This window comes from Kribbella soli, assembly GCF_004331345.1.
In the GTDB taxonomy this organism is placed as follows: Bacteria; Actinomycetota; Actinomycetes; order Propionibacteriales; family Kribbellaceae; genus Kribbella; species Kribbella soli.
Window position 1 is genome coordinate 1,067,587 of sequence record NZ_SJJZ01000002.1, and the last position, 26,682, is coordinate 1,094,268.

The window sequence follows — 26,682 nt, forward strand, 5'->3', positions numbered from 1 at the left end:
CATCTCCTATGTGCGCGCCGGCACCTTGGTGTCGTCCTGGTGGTGGAGGAATCCGTCGATCCCCAGTCCGCGCAGGCGCGCCATCTCACCGGCGAGCAACTGCACCGGCAGGATCTCCAGCACCGCTCGGGACATGGTGGGTGCCTGAGGCACCATCATCACGACGAGATTGTCTTCTTCGTCGACCGCTGCAGGCGTCACCAGGACGGTCGGGATCCCGGCACGCGCGAGGTACTGCGCAAGGGAGACCTCGCGACCGTGGCCGATCAGCAGACAGGCATTCGCCGACGGCCTGAGCGGCTCCATCGGACCGTGCAGATACTGATACGTCTCGTACGTCGAAGTGCAGATCCTGGTGGACTCGCGCAACAACAACGCTGCCTCCGCAGCCGCCGCGTACGACCCGGCCGCACCGACGACGTCGATCGATTCCGCCAGGGCGAAGACCGCCGCCGCCTCTGCCGCCGACGACGCCTGCCGGTCCAAGGTCCGCGACGCCAGCTCCGGCAACCGATGCCAGTCGTCACCGTCGTCCCGTCCGGCCAACGCATCGGCGAACAGCCCGCACGCCTGCAACGTTGTGGTGTAGCCGACCGTGTAGACGCGGCTGTCCTCCCCGGCCTCCAGCGCCACGATCGCGTCGACATGCTCAGCCATCGGGCCGTCCGGAACGTTGGTCAGCCCAAGCCTGGCGCCGACCGGAACCAGATCCGCAGCCGCTATCGTCTCCCGGCTGCGACCGCCTTCGGAGATGAACAGGTAGGAATCCGCCGGTCCCGCGAAGAGACCCGCACGAGCCAGCGCGAAGACATCCGACCCGGCCAGGTTGACCGATCGCCGCCCGTCGCGCGCCAGGCGGAAGACCAGAGCATTGCCGGCATGGGTACTTGCCCCCATCGACACCACGCCGAACGTTCCCTGCCGCCAGGCGTCGAGGTCGAGTTCGTGCAGTTGCGTCCGTACGGCGGCGGCCGAGCGCTCCAACGCCGACGGCTGACCGGCGACCGCTTCGTAGTAGTCCATCAAGATCCCTTCGGTGCTGTCAGGCTGTCCCCGAGAGCAAGAGCTCCGAGGACCGGTGCACGATCAAGAAGGTGGACGGTCACGTCTGGGTGGTGTCCGCGAAGAGCAGCCACGAACGCGTCCTGCAGTCGACGTTGCCCGAGTAACACGCTGCCTCCGGCAACGACCTGGTCGGCGGCAACACCGCGGTGCAACAACCGATCGACGAGAGCGGCCAGCTGCCGTGCGGCCTCGCCGATGACCTCGACAGCCAAGGCCGAACCTTCGTCGGCGGCGTCGAAGATCTCGATGGCCCATTCACCGAGCCACGCAGGCGAGGCCGAAGCCGTAACCGCCATGGCCAACTGGGCGCCGTCGGTGGCTTCGAAGGCGGTCAGGAGTCGCCTGCCGAGGGGGTCGGCCGGCTCACCGCTGTCCAGCTGACCGAGCACCGCGCGTGCGGCTTCCCGTACCAGCCCGGCCGCCCCGCCCTCGTCGCCGAGCACCCAGCCCCAGCCACCGGCCGTGACCAGCCCGCCGTCCATCCGCGCGACCGCGATCGAACCCGTGCCGGCGATCAGCCCGATGCCGTCGCGCTGAGCCGCGGCCGGGACGAGCAGCTCCGCATCGTTGACGACCAGGACACCGCCGACGAAGTACTTGCGGAGGGCGGCTGCGAAGTCATCGCACTGCTCGGTGCTGTCGCAGCCGTGCGCGCCGACGACCAGTGGGACACGCAGCGCCTCCGGGCCGAGCCATTCACTGATGAGGCGGTGCAGGGCTACTGCGTTGTCACGGAGCGAGTGTGTTCGCCAGGTCGGCGTACTCACGGTCCGTTCCTTCGTGACGCTCTCGCCGTACCCCAGCGCGAGGTGGGTCTTGGTGCCTCCGACGTCCACGCCGATGATCTCCCGCGGATGGGGCGAGGCAGCTGCCATCGTTCGATCACCGAACCCTTGATTGGTCCCCAAGAGAGGAGAGCCCCCTACTTGCGGACATTCAGACCAGCGAACTCCCGATCGATCTCCTCGCTGTGTTCGGTAGCTTAACAAACTTAGATGATCGGCGACAAGGGTTGCTAGATTCGGGACCATGAGCGGCGAGGGGAATCAGCACGGGCACACGCATCGGCTGGATCTGGACGATGCGTCGGTGCGGGAGTGGGATGCGACGGTCGTCGGGATGGATCCGGAGCGTGGGATCGTGCTCGACCGGTCGGCGTTCTATCCCGGTGGTGGCGGACAGCCGCCGGATGAGGGCGTGCTGCTGTGGGGCGGCGTCAGGACGCGGATCGTCGGGACGGTCCGCGGTGACGACCCGTATCTGGTGCCGCACGACGGCGACCCGGTGCCTCCGATCGGTACGGCGGTGCGCGGGGCACTCGACGACGAACGGCGTACTCAGCTGATGCGGACGCACTCCGGGCTGCATGTGCTGACCGGCGTGGTGTTCCGCGACTTCGGCGCCCTCGTCACGGGCGGGAACATGGAACCGCTGTCGGCGCGGATGGACTTCGATCTGGCCGACGTACCGCCGGACTTCAAGGACCGGGTCGCCGAGGCGGTCAACGCGGAGATCCGCACCGACCGCCGGATCACCACCAGCTTCCTCCCGCGGGAGGAGGCGTTCGCGATCCCGGACATCATCCGGACGGCGACCAACCTGCTGCCGCCCGATATCGAGATCGTCCGGATCGTCGACATCGCCGGCCTCGACACCCAGGCCGACGGCGGCACGCACGTCGCCTCCACCGCCCTCATCGGCCGCATGGAGGTCGTCAAGATGGAGAGCAAGGGCAGAGGCTTCCGCCGCCTCCGCGTCCGGATCACCTGACGGCGGCCCGGATTACTGGCGCGGCTTCTTCTTCAGCTCGGCCTCTTGCCGGCGGACCTCCGCCTGCGTCGCGCGCTCGTGCTCCAGCCAGTCCGGGTTCTCGTCCCGGATGGCCTCGATGTCGTCCGTGGTCAGCGCCTCGGTGATCCCGGCCCGGGCCAGCCCACTGATCGAGACACCGAGCCTGGCCGCCACCACCGAGCGCGGGTGCGGCCCGGTACGCCGGAGCTCCCGCAGCCACTCGGGCGGGTCCGCCTGGAGCGCGTTCAGTTCGTCCCGCGACACGACGCCCTCCTGGAACTCCGCAGGCGTGGCCGGGAGGTACACGTCCAGCTTCTTCGCCGCCGTTGCTGGCTTCATCGTCTGGGGTGTCTTGCGCGCCGTCATGGCAGCAGCGTAACGCCCGGTAACCTCAGAGCCGTGACCGGATTCCGGCTGGGCTACGTTCCCGGCGTGACACCCGCCAAATGGGTTCGGATCTGGACGGAGCGACTCCCCCGCGTCCCGCTCGAACTCGTCCAGGTCTCCGCCGCCGAAGCCCCCGATCTGGTACGCCGGGGTGAGGTCGACTCGGTCCTGCTGAGGCTCCCGATCGACCGCACCGGACTGCACGCGATCCCGCTGTACGTCGAGCAGACGGTTGTCGTGGTGCCGAAGGATCACCTGGTCACCGCGGCCGAGGAGGTCACCGTCGACGACCTCGCCGAGGAGTTGATGCTGCACCCGCAGGACGACGTACTCGACTGGGACCGCCCGCCCGGCCGGTTGATCGACGAGCGCCCGGTGCGGACCGGCGACGCGATCGAGCTGGTTGCCATGGGCACCGGGCTGCTGGTGGTACCGCAGTCGCTGGCCCGGTTGCACCACCGCAAGGACCTGACCTACCGCCCGCTGACCGGCGTACCGGAGTCGCAGGTCGCGTTGAGCTGGCCGGAGGACGAGACCAGCGAACTGGTCGAGCACTTCATCGGCATCGTCCGCGGCCGGACCGCGAACAGCACCCGCGGTCCCGCGACGCCCAAACGGCAGAAGAAGCCCGCAGCCCAGGCTCCCAAGCAGCCGGCCCGGCCGAAGAAGCCCCGTCGCCGACGCTGAGCACTGGAAATAAGTTGAGGCTTCAACTAACATCGGTGGTATGGCGATCTTCCGGTTGAACCACGCGGTCCTGTACGTGCGCGACGTCGCGGCGAGCGTCGCGTTCTACCGAGACGTCCTCGGCTTCGGCTACACCGAGACCGGCGACGCCATCCCCGGCGCGGCGTTCCTCCGCGCGCCCGGGTCGAGCAACGACCACGACCTGGGGCTGTTCCAGATCGGGTCGCAGGCCGGACCGTCGGGCGCCGGGCGGACGACGGTCGGCCTCTACCACCTCGCCTGGGAGGTGGACACCCTCGGCGACCTCGAGGACCTGGCCGGCGCGCTCAGCGAGCACGACGCCCTGGTCGGCGCGTCCGACCACGGGACCACGAAATCCCTGTACGGCAAGGACCCCGACGGCCTCGAGTTCGAGATCGTCTGGATCATCCCCGCCGACCTCCTCACCGACGAGGACCGCAGCAAGACCGGCATCTCCCGCCTCAACCTCCCCGCCGAAATCACGAAGTACGGCCGCGAGGCCCGCAGCGGAGTAGGCATCTCCCGGGTCAATTGACCCTCAACCACGCACGATGTGGTCGGCGATGCGCAGGGCGCCTGCCAGGACAGTAAGGACTGGGTTTACGCCTCCGTTGGTGACGTGGACCGACGCGTCGGTGATCCAGAGGTTGTCGTGGCCCCAGACGCGGCCGCGTGGATCGGTGACCGATCGGGCCGGGTCGTCGCCCATCCGGCAGGTTCCGGCCTGATGCTGACCGGTGCTGGCGGACCCCACCGTGCCGACCTCGCCGACGGACGTGCGGATCGCGCCCGCTTCCTCGAGCCAGGCCTTGGCCTTGGCGCTCATGAAGCGATGGGAGCGGACGTCCTCGGGATGGATCGACCCACTCGTCACCACCACCGGATTGCCGAACCGGTCGACGACGGACGGATCGACGCGGACACGTGATTCCGCCGACGTGACCTCCTGGATCGGACCGACCACCCGGAGCATCCGCCGTACCTCACGCCGCATCGCCTGCACGCTCTCCGCACCGGCCGCGGGGATCAGCCCGGCACCGGTCAGATAGTCGTACGCCGACGCGGGCGTCGGCACGAACTCGTTGGCGAGCATGCCGCCGCCGACGATCCCGTCGTTCCCGTGCCGGAAGTCGCAGGTCGCGATCGAGACACCGGGACCGAGGAGATCGACCACCTCGTCCTCGAACAGCCCGACCGCACCGGCGTACACGTGCGCCTGCAGATGCCGGCCGACCTGATCCCGGTTGTTGCCGATCCCGTTCGGCTCGGCGTCGTGTGCACTGTTCAGGAGCAGCCGCGGCGTCTCCGAGGCACCCGCGGCGACCACCACCTCTTCGCACGAAACGGTCCGTCGCCAGATCCCGCCATACCCGTCGCTCGAGACCAGCGCGACGCCGACGACCCGGCCGGTCGCGTCGGTGACGAGTCGCTCGGCCGTCATCTCCGTGACCAATGTGCAGTTCCCGGTCGCGAGCGCTGCGGGCAGCGCGGTGTTGTGCGTCCCGGCCTTCGCCTCGACCGGGCAGGCGAACCCGACGCACAGGCCGCACCGCACACACCCGGAGCGGCCTTGGTAGTCGACCGAGTTGATCAGCAGCGGTACGTCGAGAGTGCCCCAGCCGAGCCGCTCGGCGGCTCCCGCCAACAGGTCAGCCGGACCGGTTCTAGGCAGCGGCGGCATCGGAAGCGGGATCGACCGCGGCCCGTGCCACGGGTCCACGCCACCACCGCTCACCCCGAACCGTTGCTCCGCCAACGAGTAGTAGGGCTCCAGCTCGTCGTACGAGATCGGCCAGTCGGCGAGCGCACTTCCCTCCGGTACGCCGTACGTCGTGGCCATCCGGAAGTCCTGCGGCACGAACCGCCACGCCTGCGCGCCGTACACCCGCGTGCCGCCGCCGACCGTGAACGCGTTGTTCCCCCACCCGCCGTCCGGCGGCAGCACCTCGCTCCGCACACCGTCCACCACTGACACCCTCGGCCGCCCCGCCGGGTCCGGATCCGTCACCGCCGGCAGACCAGCCACCGACCGGGGATTCCGCAGGTGGTCGCGCGCCAACGACTCCGTCGACGGGTAGCTGCCCAGTTCGACGACCAGCACCGACCGCCCGGACTCCGCCAGCACCTGGGCCGCCGCACCCCCACCGGCACCCGAGCCGACCACCACGCAGTCGTACCGCTCCCCCAACTCGTCCCGAGGCGTCACGCGCAACTCGGTCTGCACCGAGCCGAACTCCCCACTCCGCCACCCGACCGTCTCCCAGACCGCCGGCTCCGCGTAGTACCCCTGCGCAAGCAGCCGCACCAGCCAGGCCCGGTCCGCACCCGCCTCGTCCGCCAGCGCACGCTCGACCCGCCCGGCCCAGTCCGGCCGATCCTCCGTCAGCACCCGCTCGACAAACTCCGCCGCCGCCCATCCCTCCCCCGGCAGCACGATCTCCGCCAACCGCCCCAACTCACTCCGCTGCTCCTCAGACAAGCGCACGAGCAAAATCCTTTCACGCACCACCGCCGCCCGCAGCTTTGTACTTGCGGGTCCATTTTTCGCGAGGAACGCTGTGGGTATGGCACTTGACGACTACTACCTGCTCGGGCGGTCGGGGCTGCGTGTCAGCCGGCTCGCACTGGGCACCATGAACTTCGGGCAAGCCGGGTTCCACGCGCCGTACGGCAAGACCGAGGACGAGGCGCGGGCGATCTTCCGGGCCTATATCGATGCCGGTGGCAACTTCATCGACACCGCCGACTTCTACACCGCGGGTGAGAGCGAACGGATCCTCGGCCGGCTGATCGCCGAGGCCGGTGTCCGGGAGCGGATGGTTCTCACCACGAAGGCGACCAACAGCGTCGACTCCGGCGACCCGAACGCGGGCGGCAACAGCCGCAAGCACCTGATCCGCGCGCTGGACGAGTCCTTGCGCCGGCTCGGCACCGACTACGTCGACCTGTTCCTGCTGCACACCTGGGACCGCATCACCCCGGTCGACGAGGTACTGCGGACCCTCGACGACCTGGCCCGCGCCGGCAAGATCAGGTACGCCGGGTTGTCCGACGTACCCGCCTGGTACGCCGCTCGCGCGCAGACTCTCGCCGACGCGCATTCGCTGACCCCGATGGTGAGCCTGCAACTGCCGTACTCGCTGATCGAGCGGACGATCGAGACCGAGCACGTACCGGTCGCCCAGCAACTCGGACTGGGTGTCACCGCGTGGAGTCCGCTCGGCGGCGGCTTCCTGACCGGGAAGTACCAGCGCGACGACGCCCAGCAGATCGCGGGCGAAGGCCGTCTCACCGGCGACGGCGCGACCGGGCGGACCTGGTCCGACCGCGAGTGGGACCTGCTGACGACCGTGCGCGACGTGGCCGAGAAGCTCGGCGTGACAATGGCCCAGGTCGCCGTCAGCTGGACCGCCACCCAGCCGGGCGTCGCGTCCGCGATCGTCGGCGCGAGCCGTCCGGAGCAACTGGAGTCCAGCATCGCGGCCCTCGGGTTCGAGTTGCCGGGCGAGCTCCGCGCGGCCCTCGACGACGCCAGCGCCGTACCGCCGTCGTCGGTCTACCGGATGTTCACGCCGGAGTACCAGAACTGGATCATCAACCCGGGCGCGAAGGTCGCCGACAAACCGGCTGGCTACCGGCCGCCGGTCGTCAACTGGCGTTAGTCCGCAGGTAGTCCAGGCACAGGTCGAGCGCGTACTCCAGATGCGTCGACGTTCCCGACGACATCAAGATCGCGACGCCGCCCTGGATCGCGGCGATCAGCGCGGCCGAGGCGCGGGCGGGATCCACAGCGGCACGGATCTCGCCCGCGGCCTTCATCTCTTCGATGCCGAGTTCGAGCCGGTGCTGCCATTGCGCGAGCAACTGAGCGGTCACCGCTTGCGCGGCCGGAGTGTGCCGGCCGATTTCGGTGATCAGTACGCCGAGCGGACAGTTCACGCCCTGCCGCCGGTACTTCTCGACGACGGCGTCACGCCAGTCGTGCCACGCGTCCCAGCTGGTCAGCTGCCCGAGGTGCGGCTCCTGATCCTCGAGCACCTGCTCGGCCTCGCGCTCGGCGACCGCGAGCAGCAACTGTTCCTTGCCGTCCGGGAAGTAGTGGAACAGCTGACTCTTGCCGGTCCGGCTGCGCCGGCCGATGTCGTCCAGCTTCACCGAGCTGATCCCGCGCTCGCGGATCTCGGCCGCGGCCGCCGCCACGATCCGCTCCCGCGTCGCCGCACCCTTCGCCGTCAGCACGCCCTCAAATGTACCCGCAGGTTCAGCTCCGCGACTCATTCAGGCTGCCCAGCGCAGCGAACACCGGTTTCGGCTCCCAGTGCCCGTCGTCGTCGACTGCGACCAGCCCGTACGACGAGAGGTCGAGGTCATGCTCCGGGTCGTCCGGCCGGTGCGGCAACGCGAAACCCGCGAAGCTGAACCAGAACGCCGCGGCCAGTTCGATCCGGTCGAACTCCTCGACGAGTTCGAACAGGTACTCCACTTGTTCCTCCTCGTTCCGCTCGAACGCGCCGTTGATCGCCGGCGGGTCGACGCTGCGGTTCACGATCATCCAGCCGGTCCCGCCGCGGTCCGCCGCGCCGCGGTACGCGCAGCAGCCGAACTCGGTCGCGACGACCGGCTTACCCCACTTCTTCCGTCCGGCCAGTTCGTCGGCGAAGGTCGCCGCGTTGGCCGCGTCCCGGTACGCGTCGACGCTGACGATGTCGAACAGGTCCCAGTTCACGTCCTCCCACATTCCTGCGGCGTACGTGATCCGGCCGCCGAAGACGCTCCGCGCGGCGGCCGACAGTTGTTCCTGTACGTCGCCCCAACGCGCAAGCCCTGCCTGCAGTTGAGTGAGCTTGGCCGGATCGGTCCAGGTCGCTGGATCGGCCATCAGTGCCAGCCGCTCCCCCGAGGTCTCACCAGGGATGAATCCCTTGCAGAACACGGAAAGCTCGCACCCCAGCACCAGGACGACCTCGCCTCGCCCCGACTGCCGCAAGGTCTCCGCGCGGCGAGCACAGTCGGTCAGGAAGGCGACGAACTCGTCCGGGTCCAGATCCATCGGCACCGGCGAGAACCACAGGTCGAGCCCGGCCGCCAGCGCCGCGTCACCCGCCAGCACGAGCCGGTCCGGATCGTTCCCCGACACGCGGACCGCCGGCGCGTGCAACTCGTCCGCGATCACCGTCAGGTCGTGGCGCACCGCCGCCGGTTCGAAGCGCTCCCGCGTACTGCGGCCGTCGTACCGGAGACCGGTGTCGTAGTTCACCCCGATGGAAAGCATGCCCAGCACGATAGCAATCAAAGTCATACTCAGTACATCTTTTTATCCAGTATGGTTGGCGTCATGGAGCAACTGGGGCGCCGGGAGCGGAAGAAGGCCGAGGTCCGGGCCCGGATCTCGGAGTTCGCGACCGCGATGTTTCTCGAGCGCGGGTTCGACGCGGTGTCGGTGTCCGAGGTCGCCGAGGCGGCGGACGTGGCCCGGCCGACGGTGTTCGCGCACTTCGCCCGCAAGGAGGACCTGCTGTTCGACCGGTACCCCGAGGCCGAGGCCCTGATGGTTGCCGCGATCAGCGACCGTCCGGACGGCACGTCCGCGGTCCAGGCACTGTCCGATCTGCTCGTCAGGCTCGCCGACGAGGGCCATCCGCTGTCCACGATCCGCGGGCAGTTCCGCCGCTTCTGGGAGGTCGTCGCCGAGTCGCGGGCGCTCCAGTCCCGCGCCCGCGAGCTCCTCGAGCAGATCGAGCAGGCGATCGCCGCCGCGATGGCGCGCACCGCCGTCCCCGAGCCGCAACTGACCGCCGCGCTCGCCGTCGCCGCCTACCGCACCGTCCATCTGACAGCGGTACGGCGGATCCTCGACGGCGAGGACGACACGGTCGTGGCGGCGGACCACCGCGCGCAGACCGTTCACGCCCTCGCCGTCGTCGACGGTCACCTCGCGGGCCTGCGGAACCAGACCACGGCCGCGGCGACCGCCAGGTAGCCCAGCGGGATCGCCGGCGACGCCCCGAACAGGAACACGTTGGTGGCGCTCGCGCCGACCATCAGCCCGACCAGACCGAGCGCGGCCAGCCGGCACAGTCGTGGGATCAGCAGACCGATCGCCCCGGCGAGTTCGAGCGTCCCGACCACGTACCGCAGCCATTGCCCGGCACCGATCTCGGCGAACATGTCGACCATCAGCGGGTCGCCTGTCAGCTTCGGCACGGCCGCCATCACGAACAGCACGGCCAGTACCGCCTGCACCACCCACAGCGCCACGGTCCGCGGACGGACGGTCCGGCGGGTCGTCACCGTCGTACTCATGAGCTTCTCCTTCGTCGTCGTGTTTCCGGTACGACGAAGATCTCGCCGGCTGCCCGCAGCGGGCATCCGTGGCGACTACGGATCCACTACGGAGCGAGGTTGGTGGCGATCGTCCGGGCGCAGTCGACGGACTCGGCGTGCGAGCTGTCCACCTCGACGTCGTACGTGACGCCCTCGTGGACGACGTACGCCTGCTGCTCGGCCATGCCGCGGGCGCGGTTGCCGCGCGCGAGTTCGCGGCCCGCGGCGATCTCCGGGGCGCAGTGGACGCCTACGAAGACGGTCTCGACGTCCCCGATCGCGTCCAGCCAGCGCTGCTGCGAACCGGCGCCGCCGAGGAACACGTCGTCGACGATCACCCGGCCGCCGGCCCGGCACATGGCCACGATCCCGGCGGTCCAGGCCGCGTCCAGCTCCCGGAACGCGGGCCCGACCGACACCTCGCCGCCCGGCCCGATCTCGATGCCGCCGTCCATCACAGCGGGCAGCGCGTCCACGAAGTCGTCCACACTGAACCCGAGCCAGGGCTCCGGCAGCACCGCCTGCAGACACCGCACGATCCCGGTCTTCCCGGAACTGGACCCACCGTTGATGATGATCAGTCGAGCCGTCACGCCCGCAAGGCTAGGGCCTTACCGGCCGCGTCCTCGACAGATTTCCGCCGCGCCAGCCCCAGGATCGGCAGGGCGAGCGCCTGGATCCCCGCCGACACCAGGTACGCCGGTCCGTAGCCCCAGACGTCCGCGGAGCGACCGAGCGTCGGCTGGATCACGACCCCACCGGCCGAGCCGAGCAGACTGTCGAACGACAGCACCGTCGCCCGCTGCGCCGACGGGATGTGACTGTTCAGGTACGCCTGCCGCACCGGCGACATCGCGGCGAACAGCGTGCCCCACACCATCAGCAGCACCAGCGCCACCCCGAACGACGTCACCACGCCCATCACCGCGATCACCGTCCCGGACGCGGCGATCGCGCCGATCAGGATCCCGATCCGATCGTGGATCAGACGCGAGAGGTACGACGCGGACGCGCCACCGGCGATCTGTGCACCGGCGACGATGCCCGCCGACAAACCGGCGATCGCGTACGAGCCGGTGTGCCCGTAGAGCTCGAGCAGATACGGCTGCGCGGCGTAGAAGCCGTAGACGCTCACCCCGGCCGTGAACGGCCCGGCGAGCATCACCCAGCGGACCCGCCGGTTGAGCAGCCCGTGCCGGAGCGACGCCCGGACGATCCCGGCCATCTCGACCCGCACCGACGTCCGCGGCGCCGGGGTGAAGCCGATGTCCCGCATCGACCGCCACGCGACCACGAACGTGGCCATCAGCAACAACGCGCGAACGACGTACGGCGTCCCCAGGTTCGTGAGCTGCGCCAGCACTCCGCCGCCGATCGAGCCGCCCATCATCGCGATCCCGCTCGCCACCTGCCCCTTCGCGAACGCCGCGTCCAGCGACCCTTCGTACCGGGTCGCGTGCAGCCCGTCGACGAGCCAGGCCTCGGTCGCGCCGCTGAAGAAGGTGAACCCGAGACCGAGCAGCATCGACACCACTGCCCAGAGCACGAACGGCGCGTGGGTCCGCCACAGCACCAGGTAGAGCAGGGTGGTCCCGATCAGGGTGGCTGTGCCGAGAAGGTACGACGTACGCCGTCCGACCGTGTCCGCGACAACGCCGGTCGGCACCTCGAACAGCACCATGCCGGCGGTGAAGAACGCGTTCGCGGCGAACGTCTTCCCGATGCTCAGCCCGGCGTCGAGCAGGAACAACGTGTTGATGCCCCAGATCATCGACGACGCCCCCGTCGACACCGCGACCAGCGTCAGGTAGGTCCGCAGTACTCGCTCGGCTGTCATATCAGGTACGTCGGAGCCGTGGCGGACGGCTCGACATGCGCTGCGCTCGCTCCCCGGGCGGGTATCGTGCCGGGACGTGACGGATCAGCAGGCGGAGACGGCGGAGGCCGCGGAGACACCCGCGCCGAACGCCCACAACACGGCCAAGCTCGCAGTGATCGTCGGCGCACTCGGTGTCGTGTTCGGCGATATCGGGACCAGCCCGATCTACACCCTCCAGACGGTGTTCAACCCCGAGGACCCGCACCCGGTGCCGGTCAGCGACAACAACGTCTACGGCGTCGTGTCGCTGATCTTCTGGTCGGTGATGATCATCGTCACCGTCACGTACATCTTGCTCGCGATGCGCGCCGACAACGACGGCGAGGGCGGCGTGATGGCGCTCATCACGCTGCTGCGCCGCTGGCGTTCGACGCATCCGGGCCGCCGGGCCGCGGCCGTCCTCGCGGCGGTCGGCCTGTTCGGGGCGTCGCTGTTCTTCGGTGACGGCATCATCACCCCGGCGATCTCGGTGCTGTCCGCGGTCGAGGGCCTCAAAACCGTCGAACCGTCGCTGGCCGAGTACGTCGTACCGATCACCGCGGTGATCATCACCGTGCTGTTCCTGGTCCAGCGTCGCGGGACCGAATCGGTCGGCCGGGTCTTCGGTCCCGTGATGATCGCCTGGTTCACGGTGATCGGCGCAGCCGGGATCGGCGGCATCGTCGAGGACGCGGCGATCCTCAAGGCGCTCTCCCCGACGTACGCGATCGCGTTCCTGGCCGGGCACTTCCACATCGCGTTCTTCGCGCTCGCGGCGATCGTGCTCGCGGTCACCGGCGCGGAGGCGCTGTACGCCGACATGGGCCACTTCGGCCGCCGCTCGATCAGTCGCGGCTGGCTGTTCCTGGTCTTCCCGGCCTGCACGCTCAGCTACCTGGGTCAGGGCGCGCTGATCTTGAAGGACCACGACAACGTCAGCGGCCCGTTCTTCCTGCTGGTCCCGGAGTGGGCCCGGCTGCCGCTGGTACTGCTCGCGACCGCGGCCACCGTGATCGCGTCGCAGGCGGTGATCACCGGCGCCTACTCGGTCGCGTCGCACGCCGCGCAGCTCGGGTACCTGCCGCGGCTCCGGGTGACGCACACCTCGGCGACGACGGTGGGCCAGATCTACGTCCCGTTCGTCAACTGGCTGCTGTTCGTCTCGGTACTGACGCTGATCTTCGCGTTCCGCAGTTCGGGCGCCCTGGCGTACGCGTACGGCATGACGGTGACCGGCACGATCAGCATCACGACCTTGCTGTTCTTCTACGTCGCGCACTACCGCTGGAACGTCCCGAGGTGGCTGATCGCGCTCGGAGCGGTGCCGCTGCTCACGGTCGACCTGCTGTTCATCGGAGCGAACCTGACCAAACTGGTGCACGGCGCGTGGCTGCCGCTGCTGATCGCGCTGATCGCATTCACGGTGATGACGACCTGGCAGCGCGGCCGCGAGGTCGTGACGGCCGAGCGGGAACGCGCCGAGGGTTCGCTGCAGGAGTTCATCGACCAGATGCGCGCCGGCACGATGCCGATCCGCACGGTTCCGGGGACGGCGATCTTCCTGAACCGCGGCGGCGTCAGCGCTCCCCTCGCACTGCGGGCGAACGTCGAGCACAACCAGGTCCGGCACGAGCACGTGGTGATCGTTGCGATCGCCACGGAGCCGGTGCCGCGGGTCGCCGAGGACCAGCGGGTCACGGTCGACGACCTTGGGTACGGCGACGACGGGATCACGCACGTCACGATCAAGTTCGGGTACATGGAGTCCCCCGACGTACCGGCCGCCCTGGCGCGGCTGGACCCGGCCGACTCCGAAGGCCCGCTCGATCTCGACAAGGCGTCGTACTTCCTGTCCAAGATCGAGCTCCGCCGCGGCAAGGCCGCCACGATGGCGGGCTGGCGCAAGCAGTTGTTCCTCGCCACCTCGCACATCACCGCCGACGCCGCCGAACACTTCGGTCTCCCCCAGGACCGCACGGTCATCATCGGCTCCCATATCGAGTTGTAGACCCATGGAGGATTAGACGCATGGAGCAGACGTACGACGAGAGCGCGCCGGTGCCCGCACTGGCCGGTCTCGTCCGTACAGTCTGGATCCAGCGCACCGGATCGCAGCCCTACCCGCAACGTGATCTGCCGACGGGTGGCGTCGAACTGCACTGCCCGGTCGGCGGCGTACCGCGGCTGATCGGGCCGCTGACCCGGGCGCATCTGCAGGTGATTCCGCCGCGGACGACGATCGTCGGCGTGCGGTTCATGCCGGGCGCGGGGACGCCCATGCTCGGCGTACCGGCGGACGAACTGGTGGACTGCGCCGTGGAGCTGTGGGGTCCTGCGGCGGACGCTCTCGGGTCCGCGGTGGCCGATGCGGCTGGTCCGCAGGCGGCATTGCTCGCGGTGCAGCGATACCTGGCCGGCCGGCAGCTTCGGCCGGATCCGGTGGTGGCGGAGATGGTACGGCGGTTGATGCCGTGGGAGCCGACCGGGATCGCTCCTCTGGCGGACGAGTTGGCGTTGTCGGAGAGTCAGATGCGGCGGCGGTGCCTGACGGCGACGGGGGTCGGGCCGAAGACGTTGCAGCGGACGCTGCGCTTCCAGGGGTATCTCGCGTTGGCGCAGGCCGGGTTCGGGAGCGGGCTGTCGGATCTCGCGGCCGAGACCGGGTACGCCGACCACGCGCATCTGACCCGGGAGTGCGTGCGGCTGACCGGGGTGACACCGCGTGAGCTGCTCGGCGACAAGGCTGATCGCTGCGACTGCGGTCACGACCACTCGGCGTCGTACCGGCCGTTCCTCGCCGAGTGGTACGCCCGTTTCGTTCAAGCGCAGTCGGGTCGCCGCGTCCTAACGTCGGTCCATGGACCTGATCAGGCCTGACCACTCGCTGTACGACGTACTGCGGAGGCCGGCGCTGCCGCAGTACGACGACATCCGCCCTGCGGCGATCGCACGGTGCTCCTCGACCGAGGACGTGATCGAAGCATTGTCGTATGCCCGCTCCACCGACCTTTCCCTGACCCCTCGCGGCGGTGGCCATTGCTTCGCCGGCCGCTCCTCCACCACAGGCCTCATGCTCGACCTGTCCCCGCTCTCCACGATCTCGGTCGAGCCCACAGGGCTTGCGACGATTGGGGCGGGGGCTCGGCTATCTTCCGTTTACCGGGGGTTGCACGAGTACGGGCTGACGATTCCGGCGGGGTGTGGGCCGACGGTTGGGATCGCGGGGCTGACGTTGGGTGGCGGGCTCGGGTTGCTCGGGCGCCGGTACGGGCTGACCTGCGATCGCCTGGTCGCCGCAACCGTCGTCCTTGCAGACGGCAACGTCGTCACGTGTGACGCGGAGCGCGAGGACGATCTGTTCTGGGCGCTGCGCGGCGCGGGCGGCGGTCAGTTCGGCGTCGTCACGTCGCTCGTCTTCGCCGCCGTACCGTCACCCGCCGCGACCCGCTTCAAACTCACCTGGCCACGCATTCACGCCGCAGAGGTGATCGCCGTCTGGCAGTCCTGGGCCCCCGACGCACCAGACGACCTCACCGCCAGCCTGACCGTGAACGCCGACCAAGTGCAGGTCTTCGGCGCCACCCTCACTGCGTTCGATCCCGGCCCCCTCGCCGCCCTCGCCCCCGAGATCGACCTCCGCGCCGACCTCACCTGGCCAGCGCTCAAGGCCAGCCTCTCCGAAGGCGAACCGGACAACCGCATCATCCACAGCAAGTCCGAGTTCTTCCGCTCCCCGCTGCCATCGGACGCCGTCGCCCAACTTCTCAACGCCGGCTGCGAACTCAACTTCACCCCGATGGGCGGCGCCTACAACCGCATCCCCGTCGACGCAACAGCCTTCGCGCACCGCAGAGAGCGCTTTCTCCTGGAACACGCCGGCCCCGACCGGAACGCCGTACGCCGCTCCTGGTCCATCGCCCACGCGTACGCCTCCGGGGCCGTCTACCCCAACTTCCCCGACCCCGACCTGACCGACTGGCCCACCGCCTACCACGGCCCGAACTACCCCCGCCTCCGCGACCTCAAGGTCAAGTACGACCCCGGCAACGTGTTCTCATTCCCCCAATCCCTCGGAGGTTCCCGATGATCCGGCTCTACATGTCCATGTCACTCGACGGTTTCGTGGTCGGCCCCGACGACAGTCCCGAGGAGCCGATGGGACGCGGCGGGTTCCGCCTGTTCAACTGGCTCGACGACCGCAACTCCGACGGACCGAGCGGGCAGGTGGTCCGCGAGTCGCTCGCGACCGGCGCGCTGATCGCGGGCCGCCGTACCTACGAGCACGCCGGCCGCTGGAACGGCGACCACCACAACGGCGTACCGATGTTCATCCTCACCCACCACGTCGACGAGGACGATGTACCGCCGGGGAGCGCTCTCTACGTTTCCGACGTCGCCGACTGCGCCGCCCAGGCGTTGGCGGCCGCCGGCGACCGGGACGTGATGGTCCACGGCGCCGGCGCGGCCCAGGCCCTCCTCCGCGCCGGTCTCCTCGACGAGCTCGAACTACACGTCGTCAATGTCCTCCTCGGCCAGGGCCGCCGCCTCTTCGACAACCTCCCCGCCGAGTACATAGAACTCGAACAAGTCCGCCAGCTCCCCGCCCGCGACGTCACCCACCTCCGCTACCGTGTCGTGAAATGACCCCCGAGAAAGCCCAACTGCTCAAGCACCTCACCGAGGTACAGCAATCCTTGCTGTGGAAGGTCGAGGGACTGAGCGACGACCAACTCCGTCGTCCGATGACACCGACCGGGACGAACCTGATCGGCATCGTGAAGCACCTGACCGGCATCACCGGCGGCTACCTGTGCTCGGCGTTCGGGCGGGACCGGGAGGTGCCGTCTTACGAGTACGACGAGGAACTGTGGTTCGGGCTGGATCTGTGGGCGACACCGGACGAGTCGACCGACGAGCTCGTGGCCGCCTATCGACGAGCGTGTGCGGACGGTGCACGGGCGATCGAGGAGCTGGATCTCGACACCGTGGGCACGCATCACTCCGGCTCGGCCGTCACGCTGCGGGAGATGCTGCTGACCGTGTTGCTCGACACGACCCGGCACGCCGGCCACGCCGACCTCGTGCGCGAGTTGACCGACGGCCGGGTCGGCAGCCGCCCGAACGATCCGATGTCACCGGATGACCCGGAGTACCTGCGGATGTACCGGGCCCGCATCACCGGCGAGATCGACCGGGACACCTGGATGGCCTACGTCCGGAGCCGGCCGCAGCACGACCCATCGCCCTGAGCCAAGTTTCTCGCAAGGGTGCAGTCTTAACTGCAGGCGGCAAGATGTGAACTTGGGGAGGAATGTTTCCCGTTTCGGGCAGGAAATCCTCCCCAACCCCGCCCGCACTCCGGTTCAGAGCCAGGGCGGGAGGGGAGCCACGGGTGTGCCTTCCGGCCCGGTGACGCTGGAGTACGGTCGGCCTGCCAGGTATGCCGCGAGCTCGGGGAGTGGGCCGGTCACCTCCGGTACGTCGCCGCGCTGCGTGCGGATGTCTTCGCACAGCGCTTCGAGGAAGTCGGCGGGGAGATCGGCGAACGTGAGCCCGGCGCCGAAGTCGACGGCGTGGATCAGCACCTCGCGAGAGCGCATCCACCGGATCTCGGACGCCGGGATCGGGGCGCCCCGCGAGGTCCGGACCTGCGTCTGCCACTGCTCGTCCGTGAGCGCCGCCATCGCCGCGACGAGGCCGGCCGCGGACTCGTCGAACCACGCCCGCAGCTCGTCGGCCGGCCGCGCGGTGGCCTTCTCGATGTCCGCGTTCCGCGCCTCAGCCGACGGATACATCGGCCGCTCCTCACCGGTCCGCGCCCAGTGCACCAGGTTCCCCAGCGCCTCGGCGTTCAGCGACAGATGGGCCGCGACATGCCGCCGCGACCAGCCCGGCAGCGACGACGGCGCCTCCAGGTCGCCCAGTGCTCCGCGGCACAGCGCAGTACCCTCGTCGATCCACTCCAGAACGCGCTCCATGAGGCGAACGTAGCCGACCACGGCGCGGGTTCTTGCAGCAGTGGGGTGTTGTGGTGAGACTGACCCCCATGGAGGAGGGGGATCGCGCGTGGTGACGACGATCGGAGTAGTGGGACCGTCGGACCTGGTCACCTCCACCAGCCGGATCATCAAAGGACTGCGTGGCGTCGAGGTGGTCCCGCTCCGGTACCGCCGGGAGACCGACACTCCCAAGGTGATGGCCGACGCGCCGGGCAGCGTCGACGCGTGGCTGTTCACGGGCGTCGTCCCGTACCAGATCGCCGCCGCGCAGGACCTGCTGGACCGTCCGGCCGCGCACGTCGAGTACACCGGCGCGACGCTGATGCGTGCCCTGGTCCAGTTGCTCCGCGACGGTCACGACGTGACGTCGCTCAGCATCGACGTACTCGACGAGGGCGACGTCCGGGAGACGTTCGACGAGGTCGGGCTCCCGATGCGGGGTGTCCGCGTGCTCCCGTACCGGCCCGGCCTGAGCCTCGACGAGATCGTCGCGTTCCACCACGAGGCCGGCGCGACTGTCGCGATCACCTGTCTGCGGTCGGCGTACGAGAAACTCCGGACCGAGCAGACCACGCTCCGCCTCGCCCCGTCGGTGCACTCGGTACGTGCCGCGGTCAACAGACTGCTCCTGGTCCACGACGCTTTGCGCAGTGACGATGCGCAGATCGCGCTCGGCCTGGTGGAGATGTCTCCGGACGCAGAGAGCGCTCTCCAGCGCGAAGCCGGCTCTCTCGGCGGCAGCGTCATCCGGTACGACGACAAGCGCTGGCTCGTGATTGCGACCCGCGGACCGCTCGAACAAGCAACCGCAGCGTTCACCGAACTCGGCATGCTGACCCGGCTGAAGGAGCAGTTCGGTCCGGTCCGGATCGGGTTCGGCATCGGCGGATCCGGGACCGAGACCGAAGCGCTGGCCCGCCGCGCACTCGGCCGGGCGAAGACCGCCGGACGTACGGCGGCCGTCGTGTCACTGCGCAACGACATCGATCTCGTGCTGGTCGGCGGCGCGCCGCCACGGGCTCAGCAGCGCTCGAAACTGCAGCTGCTCGCGCAGCGCGCCGGCCTCTCGAAGGCGACGCTCGAACGGTTGCAGGAGCTTGTCCGCGCCACCCCGGAGGACGGGCTGACCACGCGCTCCGTCGCCGACTACCTCGGCATCCAGCCGCGGACCGCACGCCGCGTCCTGAATCGCCTCGAGCGCGCCGGACTGGCGGATGCCACCGGCACCCAGCTCGGCACCGGCAGCGGTCGCCCGCTGGTCGTTTATCGCGTTCATCTCTGATTAGTTCTCAACGGTTGACGTGCTGACGCACGTCCGGCTAATTTCAGCCATGACCGTAATTCGGTGCGTACTGTCCCGGGAGGCCTTGTGGACAAGCGATTCGCACGGGGAATGATCGTTGCTTTGGTCATCTGCGCAGGTTTGGTGAGCATTTCTTCTCCAACCAGCACCGCCGCTCCGGCCGGCGCCTCGATTCCGGTCGGGACCGAAACTCCGACCGTTACCAGCCTGGGTCCGGCGTCCGCCGTGACCTCGACCAGCGTCGCCGAGCAGGTCGGCGACCGGATCTGGACCATCACCTCCGGCGTCTCGCCTGTCCAGGTCGGCGCGTTCGACCCGGTCGGCAAGACCGTCGACCGCAAGTTCTCGCTGCCGACCGGCGCCGGAGCGTGGGCCATGACCCACATCGGCACCGACCTGTACATCGGCCTCTACACCCCCGGCGACGTCTACAAGGTCGACACGACCACCGGCACCGCGACCAAGGTCGCGCAGTTCGGCTCGTTCGTCTGGTCGATCGCCGCGACCCCGGACGGCAAGATCGTCGCCGGCACGTATCCCGACGGCGCGGTGCACGAATACGACCCGGCCACCGGCGCGACCAAGTCGTACGGCGCCGCCATCGCCGGTGAGCAGTACGTCCGCAGCATCGCCGCCGACGCCACCACGATCTACGCCGGCGTGGGCACAAAAGCGCACCTGATCGCCATCGACCGCGCGACCGGCACCCGCCGCGACGTACTGCCCGCCAAGTACGCGGACCGCACGTTCGTCGCCACGCTCGCCCTCGACGGGACGAAGCTCGCCGCAGGCCTCTCCCCCACCGGCACGATGCTCGTCTTCGACACCGCCGACCTGAGCAATCCGGTCGAGGTGCAGACGCCCGGCGGCGACCAGTACGTCACCGCGATCACCCTCGACGGCGACGACATCTACCTCGGCACCCGCCCGTCCGGCACGCTCTACCGGTACCGCGACAACGCGGTGACGCGCCTCGGTTCGCCGTACGACGGTGCCTACTTCAACCGGATCTTCGTCGAGGGCTCGACCATCCGCGCCGAGCTGACCAGCCAGGTCGTCGACTTCGACGAGGCGAGCGGGACCTTCACGGGCACCGATCTCGGCCAGGCCGGTCTGCCGCCCGCGCCCGAACAGGTGATGGCGCTCGCCGCCACGCCGTCGTCCGTCCTGGTCAGCGGCAAGGCCGGCGTGCAGATCCACGATCTCGCCGCCGGCACGAGCACCCGCACGTTCCTCCCCGGCGAGGCGAAGACCATGACGCCGGTCGGAAAGAACGTGTACCTGGGCGTCTACACGCTGGCCCGTCTCTGGCAGATGAAGCCCGACGGCACCGACCTGCACGAACTCGGCCAGATCGGCAACGAGCAGACCCGACCGACCGACGCCGCGTACGACGACCGCTCGCAGACGTGGCTGGTCTCCACCGAGCCCGACTACGGCAAGTACGACGGCACGCTCGTCGAACAGCACCTGGATAGCGGCGACCGCGAAGTGCACCGTGGCGTCGTACCGCACCAGTCGGTCCGCTCGGTGACGACCGCCGACGGCATCGCGTTCCTCGGCGGAGCGGCCCGGAACAGCCTCGGCACCGACCCGATTTTGCCCGAGGCAACCGTCGTGGCGTTCGACCTGCGCCGCAACCGGGCGTTGTGGGAGACCGCTCCCCTGTCTCTCGCGCAGACCTACAGCGATCTCGTGCTCTACCGCGGGCGGCTGTACGCGACCACCGACGACGGCCGGCTGGCCGTCCTCGATCCGCGGACCGGCAAGCTCGTCACGAGCGCGACGCTCGGCACCGGTCAGAGCCGCCTGACGATCGCCCGCTCCGGCCTCTACGGCACCGACAACAAGCGCGTCTTCAAGATCATGCCGAACCCCACCGGCGCCCCGACCGTGAGCACCGTGGTCGACGGCCTGGACGCGCAGATCTACAGCTACCCGCTGATCACCACGTCGTACGACGGGAACGCGCTCTACACGATCAAGGGCCGCGATCTCGTCCGTATCGGAGGGCTCCGATGATCATCTCCCGCCGTACCGCTCTCGCCGGCGCTGTGGCGACCGGCGCGCTGACCGCTCTCTCCACGACCGCCCACGCGGAGGACAGCACCATGGACAGTCTCACGGACGATCCGATCGACGGTTCCACACTGCCTACGTCCGGTCCCGCGGTCGTCACGGCGGCCGTCGTCGCGATGGCGGTGCACGACGGCCATGCCTACGTGATCAGCCGCGGCATCGTGCCGCCCCGGCTGACCGAGGTCGACCTGACCACGCGCCGCGTGACCAGGACGGTCGAGCTGCCGACCGGCGAAGGCGGCTGGGGAATCACGGTTGCCGCAGGCAAGGTCTACTGCGGGCTCTATCCGACTGCCGACGTCTACTGTTTCGACCCGGCCGACGGATCCGTGACCCACGTAGGAGCGCTGGCCGGTCCCGGCGGCTTCGTCTGGGACATGACGACTGCCCCCGACGGCCAGGTGTTCGCGGTCAGCTACCCGAACGGCGCGGTCTGGCAGATCGATCCCGCGACGAACGCAGCCACTCGGCTCGGTGCCCCGGTCACCGGAGCGCAGTACGGCCGGTACGTCGGCGCCGCGGGCAACCACGTGTTCGCCGGCATCTACACGCCGTCACAGCTGGTCGGGTACGACCGCAGTGCCGGCGCCTTCCGTGACCTCACGCCCGAGGCGTCCCGCGGGCAGAATTTCGGCCCGTTCGCGGGCGCCGGCGACCGGATCTACGTGGGCAGCAGCCGGGCATTGCTGAGCATGGCGCTCGACGGCAGCGACGTACGCAGCGTGCCGTTGCCCGAGGGCGAGTCGAGCGTCGACGCGATCACGGTCGCCGCGGACGGCACGGCGTACCTGACCACCCGGACGTCGGGGACGGTCTGGTCGTGCGGACCGCAGGACACCAGCCTCACCGAGGTGGCGACGCCGGCGCCGGCGGACGAGCATCGCCGTCTCGTGATGCTCGACCCGAGCACGCTGCTCGGCTCGACCGGGTCCGGCGTGCTGTGGTGGCTCGACGTCGGAACGGGTGAGTTCGAGCTGCTCGATCTCGTCGACGCCGGGTTCACGCCCGCGCCGGACAAGCCGCAGTCGATCGTGATCGGCGACCCGCACGTGTACGTCGGTGGGCACTGGGTCGTCACCGAGCACGTGATCGACACCGGCGCCACCCGCCGGCTCCGGGTCGCCGGTGAGGCCAAGACGCTGAGCTGGGTACGGGGCGAGCTGTACTCCGCTCTATATCCGAGCACCGAGGTGGTCCGGATCAACCCGCGGACCAAGGAGGTGCACAGCTTCGGCGCGATCGGTCACGAGCAGATCCGGCCGTGGCAGGCCGCGTACGACCCGAAGTCGAAGCTGCTCGCGATCGCATCCGCACCAGGTACTGGGAAGCTGACCGGCGCACTCACCCTGCTCGACGTACGCACCGGTGCACTCGACGTGCACTACGGCGTGCTCCCCGACCAGAGCCTGCTGTCGGTCTCGATCGTCGACGGCATCGCGTACCTCGGCGGGGATGTGGTCGGCGGCGGGGGCATCCCGCCGACGCGCACCTCGGCGGCGATCGCGGCGTTCGACCTGTGCCGCCGCGAACTGCTCTGGACCGCCGAGCCGCTCGCCGGAGAGCGCTCCATCCAGAGCGTCGCCGTTCACGACGGCATCCTGTACGGCGTCCTGAAGCGCACCAGCGGCGGCTGGTTCACGTACGACCTGCGCACCCGCGCCGTCGTCCGCGGCGCGAACAAGCTGTCCGGGTACGGCCAGATCCACACTGACCGGACCGGCGTCTACTGTGAAACGAACTTCGGCGGGAACCTGTACCAGCTGGGGCCGGGCCTCAGCAGCGCGAAGCTGCTCGTGAACAGGCTGGGCGACGGGTGGTACACCGTGCCGCAGCTGACCCCGGTCCCCGGCGCCCAGCACGCGGTCTGGGGTCTCGCCGACCGCGATCTCGTCCAGTTGCCGTTGCCGTAAGCAAATATCGGAGGATTGCTGCGATGCAGAACAGTCAGCTCGCCCGCGACGGCGGTACGCCGGTGCGCACGGACCCGCTGCCGTCGGTGATGAACGCCAGCGGCCGGCGCTTCGGCGACGACGAGGTCAAGGCGGTCGAGCGGGTGCTGCGCAGCGGCATGCTCTCGGCGACCTGGGGAACGGAGGTTCCCGCGCTCGAGATGGAGTTCGCGTCGCTGCTCGGCGCCGGGCACGCGGTGGCCTGCAGTTCGGGAACGGCGGCACTGCACCTGGCCGTCGCCGCCGTGAACCCCGATCCCGGTGACGAGATCATCACCACGCCGATCAGCGACATGGGCACCGTGTTTCCGATCATGATGCAGAACGCCGTTCCGGTGTTCGCGGACGTCGACCCGATCACGGGAAACCTGACGCCCGAGACCGTGGCCGCCGCGATCACGCCGCGCACGAAGGCCGTGATCGTCGTGCACCTGTTCGGAAAGCCGGCCGCCGTCCGGGAGCTGCGTGAGCTCTGTGACCAGCACGGCATCCTGCTGATCGAGGACTGCGCGCAGGCGTATCTCGCCCCGGTCGGCGACACCTTCGTCGGCCGGATCGGCCACATCGGATGCTTCAGTCTCCAGCAGACCAAGCACATCAGCGCCGGCGACGGCGGGCTGGCGGTCACCGACGACGCGCAACGCGCCCGCCGGATGCGATTGTTCGCCGACAAGGGCTGGCCGCGGGACACCGACGAGCGGACCTACCTGTTCCTCGCGCTCAACTACCGCATGACCGAACTCGTCGCATCGGTCACGAGAGCGCAGCTCAACCGGCTGCGCGGCGTCGTACAGGATCGTCGTACGGCGGCGCTCCGGGCGACCGCAGGCATCGCGGACCTGGCCGGGGTCACGGCCCCGCCCGACGGGCAGGACCACGTGTACTGGCAGTACCCGCTGATCATCTCCGAGGCGGCCGGCGACATGCGCGAATGGGCCGTGGCGCTGACCGCCGAGGGCGTGCCGGCGAACGGCGGGTACCTGACCAGCCCGCTGTACGCCGCACCCGCCGTCCGCGAGCGGATCACGTACGGTCGGTCCGGGTTCCCGCTGCAGGACGTCTCGTACCCGGCCGGCCTGTGCCCGAACGCCGAGGAACTCATCGACCGCCGGCTGCTCGTCCTCGCCTGGAACGAGAACTACACCGAGTCCGACGTCGACGACATCGTGGCGGCGATCCGCAAGGTCCACAACGCCCTGTCCCGGAAGGCATCATGACCGATTCCCCCCTGCTGCTCGACTGCGACATCCTGGTCGGGCACGACGTGACGACGGGGCGCTGGGGGCGGCCCGAGAACGTCGCGAAGGTGTTCGCGGAGAGCGGTATCTCCGGCGGAGTCGTGTCCGGGTTGCGGGCGGTGCACTTCGACGTACCGTCCGGGAACAACGAGGCGCGGCAGGTTGCTGACGGCAACGGCTGGACGACGTGCCCGGTGCTCGACCTGCGTGATCCGCTCGGCGCGGAGAAGGAACTGGAGCGTCAGCTGGCGAGCGACACGCCGCCGCGGGCGATCCGGCTGGCGCCGACCTCGCAGAGTGTCGAGCCGACGTACCCGGCCTTCGGTCATGTCGTGCAACTGCTCGTCAACGCCGGGCTGACGATCTTCGCCGAGGGCGACGTCCGCAAGGTCGGCCCGGCGCTGCGTGGACTCGGAGCGCGCGTGGTGTTCCTCGACACTCACTTCTACTACCTGGGCGACTTCGTGGTGCTGGCCCGGTCCGAGCCCGGGTTCCACACCTCCACTCGGATGCTCACCGGACCGGACTCGCTGGAGATCGTGGCCGCGGAGGTCGGCGCCGAGCGGCTCGTGCTCGGGTGCCGGACGCCGTTCCACGAGACCCGCTCGGTGATCCGCCGGCTGCTCTCTTCCAAGCTCAGCCCGGACGAGATCGCCCAGGCCGGAAGCCGCAGTCTCACGACCCTGCTGGAGCCCGCATGCTGATCGACGTACACGCCCACTGGGGACCGTGGTTCTTCTCGATGGACGTTGCGAGCATCGACGCCAACATCGACGGACTCGACCGGTTCGGCATCGACCTCCAACTGGTCTCCGCGATCGAGGCCATCGTGTACGACGCTCCGCTCGGCAACCGCTCTCTCGCGAAGCAACTCCCGGCCGATCCGCGGCTGCGCGGGATGATCGTCGTCGACCCGCGCCGCCTCGACGAGGCCCGCGCCGACCTCGACGAGCTGCTCGCCGGGGACGGGCGGACGCGGTGGGTCGGCGCCAAGATCCACACCGAGTACAGCCGGACGCCGATGACCTCGCCCGCGATGCAGGCCGCGATCGAGCTCACGACGGAGTACGGACTGCCCACGCTCGTGCACACGTGGGGCGACACCGTCGTCGACCTGGCCGACGTCGCTGTCCGGATCCCCGACGCCCGGGTGATCGCCGGTCACATGGGCGCGAACGGCTGGCCCCGGGTCCCCGAAGCGGCAGACCGCACCGACCGGATCTGGTTCGAGCCGTGCTGGTCCGCGCCCGAGGCCAACCGGATCCGCTGGATCCTGGACCGGATCGACCCCGGCCGGATGATGTTCGGCACCGACGCCACGCTCATCGACCCCTCGATCGCCCTCGGCGCTCTCGAGGCCGCCGACCTCACCCCCGACGAACACGAGGCCGTCACCCACCGCAACGCCACCGCCCTCTTCAGCCTCTGACTGCGCCGGCGACGAACACCAGGATGTCGGTTTCGGGGCCGCGCACCTCGGGCTCCTGCCAGCCGAGGTGGCGGTAGAACGCGATCGCGTCGTGGTTCTGGTTCCAGGCGAGGAGCCAGGCGCGGTGGTTGTCGCGCGTGGCGGTCTCGAGAAGGCGCCGGGCCAGGCCGGTGCCGCGGGCGTGCTGCAGTACGCCGAGCTCGTCCACCTCGTAGGCGCCGATCAGCAGCTCCTCGACCTGCTCACGACCGAGCCGGTCGAGGACGCTCCCGTACGAGCGGTCGGTCCGGAACGGCGCCGGCGTCGTCCAACCGGTCAGGAACCCGGCGATCCGCCCGTCCTCCGACCGCTCGATCCACGCCTGGAACCCGTCCCGCTCCGCATCGGTCTCGAGCCGTTTGCGGAACGCGATCCGGGTCTCCTCGGGATCGCGGCGCTCGAACGGCGGCGCCGTGAACACCTCGACGTACGCCGTGGTCAGTTCGTCCGCGATCTCCAGAATGTCCCGCCCATGCGTCTGCACCGCTCCAACCTACCGATGGAGCGGTGCGT

The 26,682-nt window shown here is 69.4% G+C and carries 27 protein-coding genes; 16 read left to right on the forward strand and 11 right to left on the reverse strand.

Translation table 11 applies throughout. From position 1 onward, the window contains the following. Nucleotides 1-6 precede the first annotated feature (6 nt). Together E0H45_RS19200 and E0H45_RS19205 are read right to left on the reverse strand one after the other, a co-directional pair. Nucleotides 7-1,023: an SIS domain-containing protein gene (locus tag E0H45_RS19200; protein WP_131339102.1), complete on the reverse strand. Its 1,017-nt coding sequence runs from the start codon at nt 1,021-1,023 to the stop codon at nt 7-9. Then, nucleotides 1,023-1,940 carry an N-acetylglucosamine kinase gene (locus E0H45_RS19205; RefSeq protein ID WP_165546516.1) on the reverse strand — a complete coding sequence of 306 codons (918 nt, stop codon included), beginning with the start codon at nt 1,938-1,940 and terminating at the stop codon, nt 1,023-1,025. Before E0H45_RS19205 ends, E0H45_RS19200 begins: the two co-directional genes overlap by 1 nt. Nucleotides 1,941-2,094: 154 nt before the next feature. Here E0H45_RS19205 and E0H45_RS19210 point away from each other — a divergent pair, with 154 nt between their 5' ends. Then, nucleotides 2,095-2,835, forward strand: a complete 741-nt coding sequence (locus tag E0H45_RS19210) for an alanyl-tRNA editing protein (protein WP_131339106.1) — start codon at nt 2,095-2,097, stop codon at nt 2,833-2,835. Between the two features lie 12 nt (nt 2,836-2,847). Here E0H45_RS19210 and E0H45_RS19215 read toward each other — a convergent pair whose 3' ends face one another. Further along, nucleotides 2,848-3,222 carry a DUF5997 family protein gene (locus E0H45_RS19215; protein ID WP_131339108.1) on the reverse strand — a complete coding sequence of 125 codons (375 nt, stop codon included), beginning with the start codon at nt 3,220-3,222 and terminating at the stop codon, nt 2,848-2,850. Between the two features lie 33 nt (nt 3,223-3,255). On the opposite strand from E0H45_RS19215, the gene E0H45_RS19220 reads away from it, so the two are divergent. Together E0H45_RS19220 and E0H45_RS19225 are read left to right on the forward strand one after the other, a co-directional pair. Continuing rightward, the gene (locus tag E0H45_RS19220) at nt 3,256-3,930 is read left to right on the forward strand and encodes a LysR family substrate-binding domain-containing protein (protein WP_131339110.1); all 675 of its coding nucleotides are present in this window, start codon (nt 3,256-3,258) and stop codon (nt 3,928-3,930) included. A gap of 40 nt (nt 3,931-3,970) precedes the next feature. Further along, complete coding sequence (locus E0H45_RS19225; protein ID WP_131339112.1) at nt 3,971-4,486, forward strand: VOC family protein; 516 nt, start codon at nt 3,971-3,973, stop codon at nt 4,484-4,486. 3 nt (nt 4,487-4,489) lie between these two features. Here E0H45_RS19225 and E0H45_RS19230 read toward each other — a convergent pair whose 3' ends face one another. Next, nucleotides 4,490-6,436 (reverse strand): GMC family oxidoreductase, encoded by a 1,947-nt coding sequence (locus E0H45_RS19230; protein ID WP_202872396.1) that lies wholly within the window; start codon nt 6,434-6,436, stop codon nt 4,490-4,492. A gap of 79 nt (nt 6,437-6,515) precedes the next feature. Between E0H45_RS19230 and E0H45_RS19235 the strand changes: the two genes are divergently transcribed. Continuing rightward, on the forward strand, nt 6,516-7,613 hold the full coding sequence (locus tag E0H45_RS19235) for an aldo/keto reductase (RefSeq protein WP_131339116.1): 1,098 nt from the start codon (nt 6,516-6,518) through the stop codon (nt 7,611-7,613). Here E0H45_RS19235 and E0H45_RS19240 read toward each other — a convergent pair. Next, a complete protein-coding gene (locus E0H45_RS19240; RefSeq protein ID WP_131339118.1) occupies nt 7,600-8,190 on the reverse strand; it encodes a TetR/AcrR family transcriptional regulator in 591 nt (196 codons plus the stop codon). The two genes, E0H45_RS19235 and E0H45_RS19240, sit on opposite strands and share 14 nt — an antisense overlap. 22 nt (nt 8,191-8,212) lie before the next feature. Beyond that, nucleotides 8,213-9,223 (reverse strand): hypothetical protein, encoded by a 1,011-nt coding sequence (locus E0H45_RS19245; RefSeq protein WP_131339120.1) that lies wholly within the window; start codon nt 9,221-9,223, stop codon nt 8,213-8,215. 63 nt (nt 9,224-9,286) lie between these two features. On the opposite strand from E0H45_RS19245, the gene E0H45_RS19250 reads away from it, so the two are divergent. Next, nucleotides 9,287-9,931, forward strand: a complete 645-nt coding sequence (locus tag E0H45_RS19250) for a TetR/AcrR family transcriptional regulator (protein ID WP_165546518.1) — start codon at nt 9,287-9,289, stop codon at nt 9,929-9,931. Here the strand turns inward: E0H45_RS19250 and E0H45_RS19255 are convergent. The 3 genes from E0H45_RS19255 to E0H45_RS19265 all read right to left on the reverse strand — a co-directional run bounded on the left by E0H45_RS19255 (nt 9,880) and on the right by E0H45_RS19265 (nt 12,112). Next, nucleotides 9,880-10,254 (reverse strand): DoxX family protein, encoded by a 375-nt coding sequence (locus tag E0H45_RS19255; RefSeq protein WP_131339124.1) that lies wholly within the window; start codon nt 10,252-10,254, stop codon nt 9,880-9,882. The genes E0H45_RS19250 and E0H45_RS19255 overlap by 52 nt on opposite strands. A gap of 86 nt (nt 10,255-10,340) precedes the next feature. Beyond that, on the reverse strand, nt 10,341-10,868 hold the full coding sequence (gene cpt, locus E0H45_RS19260; RefSeq protein WP_131339126.1) for a chloramphenicol phosphotransferase CPT: 528 nt from the start codon (nt 10,866-10,868) through the stop codon (nt 10,341-10,343). Then, the gene (locus E0H45_RS19265; protein ID WP_131339128.1) at nt 10,865-12,112 is read right to left on the reverse strand and encodes an MFS transporter; all 1,248 of its coding nucleotides are present in this window, start codon (nt 12,110-12,112) and stop codon (nt 10,865-10,867) included. Before E0H45_RS19265 ends, cpt begins: the two co-directional genes overlap by 4 nt. 76 nt (nt 12,113-12,188) lie before the next feature. Between E0H45_RS19265 and E0H45_RS19270 the strand changes: the two genes are divergently transcribed. Genes E0H45_RS19270 through E0H45_RS19290 form a run of 5 tightly spaced genes read left to right on the forward strand, consistent with a single transcriptional unit; the run spans nt 12,189 to nt 17,382 of the window. Beyond that, nucleotides 12,189-14,141 carry a potassium transporter Kup gene (locus E0H45_RS19270; RefSeq protein WP_131339130.1) on the forward strand — a complete coding sequence of 651 codons (1,953 nt, stop codon included), beginning with the start codon at nt 12,189-12,191 and terminating at the stop codon, nt 14,139-14,141. A 20-nt stretch (nt 14,142-14,161) separates the two neighbouring features. Beyond that, nucleotides 14,162-15,010 carry a helix-turn-helix domain-containing protein gene (locus tag E0H45_RS19275; RefSeq protein WP_131339132.1) on the forward strand — a complete coding sequence of 283 codons (849 nt, stop codon included), beginning with the start codon at nt 14,162-14,164 and terminating at the stop codon, nt 15,008-15,010. Then, nucleotides 14,991-16,220, forward strand: a complete 1,230-nt coding sequence (locus tag E0H45_RS19280) for an FAD-binding oxidoreductase (RefSeq protein ID WP_131339134.1) — start codon at nt 14,991-14,993, stop codon at nt 16,218-16,220. Before E0H45_RS19275 ends, E0H45_RS19280 begins: the two co-directional genes overlap by 20 nt. After that, nucleotides 16,217-16,777, forward strand: coding sequence for a dihydrofolate reductase family protein (locus E0H45_RS19285; RefSeq protein WP_131339136.1), 561 nt, complete (start codon nt 16,217-16,219; stop codon nt 16,775-16,777). Before E0H45_RS19280 ends, E0H45_RS19285 begins: the two co-directional genes overlap by 4 nt. After that, complete coding sequence (locus E0H45_RS19290; RefSeq protein ID WP_131339138.1) at nt 16,774-17,382, forward strand: DinB family protein; 609 nt, start codon at nt 16,774-16,776, stop codon at nt 17,380-17,382. The genes E0H45_RS19285 and E0H45_RS19290 overlap by 4 nt, the downstream gene beginning before the upstream one ends. A gap of 114 nt (nt 17,383-17,496) precedes the next feature. Here the strand turns inward: E0H45_RS19290 and E0H45_RS19295 are convergent, their stop codons facing one another. Continuing rightward, nucleotides 17,497-18,111, reverse strand: a complete 615-nt coding sequence (locus E0H45_RS19295) for a maleylpyruvate isomerase family mycothiol-dependent enzyme (protein ID WP_131339140.1) — start codon at nt 18,109-18,111, stop codon at nt 17,497-17,499. Nucleotides 18,112-18,199: 88 nt separating this feature from the next. Between E0H45_RS19295 and E0H45_RS19300 the strand changes: the two genes are divergently transcribed. From E0H45_RS19300 to E0H45_RS19325, 6 genes are all read left to right on the forward strand, one after another. After that, nucleotides 18,200-19,414 (forward strand): helix-turn-helix domain-containing protein, encoded by a 1,215-nt coding sequence (locus E0H45_RS19300; protein ID WP_131339142.1) that lies wholly within the window; start codon nt 18,200-18,202, stop codon nt 19,412-19,414. Between the two features lie 144 nt (nt 19,415-19,558). After that, nucleotides 19,559-21,457, forward strand: coding sequence for an outer membrane protein assembly factor BamB family protein (locus E0H45_RS19305; protein WP_131339144.1), 1,899 nt, complete (start codon nt 19,559-19,561; stop codon nt 21,455-21,457). Continuing rightward, entirely contained in the window at nt 21,454-23,424 is a 1,971-nt protein-coding gene (locus E0H45_RS19310; protein ID WP_131339146.1) for a PQQ-binding-like beta-propeller repeat protein, read from the forward strand. Before E0H45_RS19305 ends, E0H45_RS19310 begins: the two co-directional genes overlap by 4 nt. Nucleotides 23,425-23,447: 23 nt before the next feature. Then, nucleotides 23,448-24,680 (forward strand): DegT/DnrJ/EryC1/StrS family aminotransferase, encoded by a 1,233-nt coding sequence (locus E0H45_RS19315; RefSeq protein ID WP_131339148.1) that lies wholly within the window; start codon nt 23,448-23,450, stop codon nt 24,678-24,680. Then, entirely contained in the window at nt 24,677-25,405 is a 729-nt protein-coding gene (locus E0H45_RS19320; protein WP_131339150.1) for an amidohydrolase family protein, read from the forward strand. The genes E0H45_RS19315 and E0H45_RS19320 overlap by 4 nt, the downstream gene beginning before the upstream one ends. Then, complete coding sequence (locus E0H45_RS19325; protein ID WP_131339152.1) at nt 25,399-26,130, forward strand: amidohydrolase family protein; 732 nt, start codon at nt 25,399-25,401, stop codon at nt 26,128-26,130. The genes E0H45_RS19320 and E0H45_RS19325 overlap by 7 nt, the downstream gene beginning before the upstream one ends. On the opposite strand, the gene E0H45_RS19330 is transcribed toward E0H45_RS19325, so the two are convergent. Further along, entirely contained in the window at nt 26,120-26,653 is a 534-nt protein-coding gene (locus E0H45_RS19330; RefSeq protein WP_131339154.1) for a GNAT family N-acetyltransferase, read from the reverse strand. The genes E0H45_RS19325 and E0H45_RS19330 overlap by 11 nt on opposite strands. Nucleotides 26,654-26,682: the final 29 nt, after the last annotated feature.

Excerpts from the sequence above, each read along its gene's own strand:
- E0H45_RS19295 (WP_131339140.1), bottom strand. The coding sequence starts at position 18,111 with ATGGAGCGCGTTCTGGAGTGGATCGACGAGGGTACTGCGCTGTGCCGC.
- E0H45_RS19250 (WP_165546518.1), top strand. The coding sequence starts at position 9,287 with ATGGAGCAACTGGGGCGCCGGGAGCGGAAGAAGGCCGAGGTCCGGGCC.
- E0H45_RS19280 (WP_131339134.1), top strand. The coding sequence starts at position 14,991 with ATGGACCTGATCAGGCCTGACCACTCGCTGTACGACGTACTGCGGAGG.
- E0H45_RS19210 (WP_131339106.1), top strand. The coding sequence starts at position 2,095 with ATGAGCGGCGAGGGGAATCAGCACGGGCACACGCATCGGCTGGATCTG.
- E0H45_RS19225 (WP_131339112.1), top strand. The coding sequence starts at position 3,971 with ATGGCGATCTTCCGGTTGAACCACGCGGTCCTGTACGTGCGCGACGTC.
- E0H45_RS19205 (WP_165546516.1), bottom strand. The coding sequence starts at position 1,940 with ATGGCAGCTGCCTCGCCCCATCCGCGGGAGATCATCGGCGTGGACGTC.
- E0H45_RS19320 (WP_131339150.1), top strand. The coding sequence starts at position 24,677 with ATGACCGATTCCCCCCTGCTGCTCGACTGCGACATCCTGGTCGGGCAC.
- E0H45_RS19235 (WP_131339116.1), top strand. The coding sequence starts at position 6,516 with ATGGCACTTGACGACTACTACCTGCTCGGGCGGTCGGGGCTGCGTGTC.
- E0H45_RS19315 (WP_131339148.1), top strand. The coding sequence starts at position 23,448 with ATGCAGAACAGTCAGCTCGCCCGCGACGGCGGTACGCCGGTGCGCACG.
- E0H45_RS19265 (WP_131339128.1), bottom strand. The coding sequence starts at position 12,112 with ATGACAGCCGAGCGAGTACTGCGGACCTACCTGACGCTGGTCGCGGTG.
- E0H45_RS19200 (WP_131339102.1), bottom strand. The coding sequence starts at position 1,023 with ATGGACTACTACGAAGCGGTCGCCGGTCAGCCGTCGGCGTTGGAGCGC.
- E0H45_RS19245 (WP_131339120.1), bottom strand. The coding sequence starts at position 9,223 with ATGCTTTCCATCGGGGTGAACTACGACACCGGTCTCCGGTACGACGGC.
- E0H45_RS19275 (WP_131339132.1), top strand. The coding sequence starts at position 14,162 with ATGGAGCAGACGTACGACGAGAGCGCGCCGGTGCCCGCACTGGCCGGT.
- E0H45_RS19215 (WP_131339108.1), bottom strand. The coding sequence starts at position 3,222 with ATGACGGCGCGCAAGACACCCCAGACGATGAAGCCAGCAACGGCGGCG.
- E0H45_RS19255 (WP_131339124.1), bottom strand. The coding sequence starts at position 10,254 with ATGAGTACGACGGTGACGACCCGCCGGACCGTCCGTCCGCGGACCGTG.
- E0H45_RS19310 (WP_131339146.1), top strand. The coding sequence starts at position 21,454 with ATGATCATCTCCCGCCGTACCGCTCTCGCCGGCGCTGTGGCGACCGGC.
- E0H45_RS19290 (WP_131339138.1), top strand. The coding sequence starts at position 16,774 with ATGACCCCCGAGAAAGCCCAACTGCTCAAGCACCTCACCGAGGTACAG.
- E0H45_RS19285 (WP_131339136.1), top strand. The coding sequence starts at position 16,217 with ATGATCCGGCTCTACATGTCCATGTCACTCGACGGTTTCGTGGTCGGC.
- E0H45_RS19325 (WP_131339152.1), top strand. The coding sequence starts at position 25,399 with ATGCTGATCGACGTACACGCCCACTGGGGACCGTGGTTCTTCTCGATG.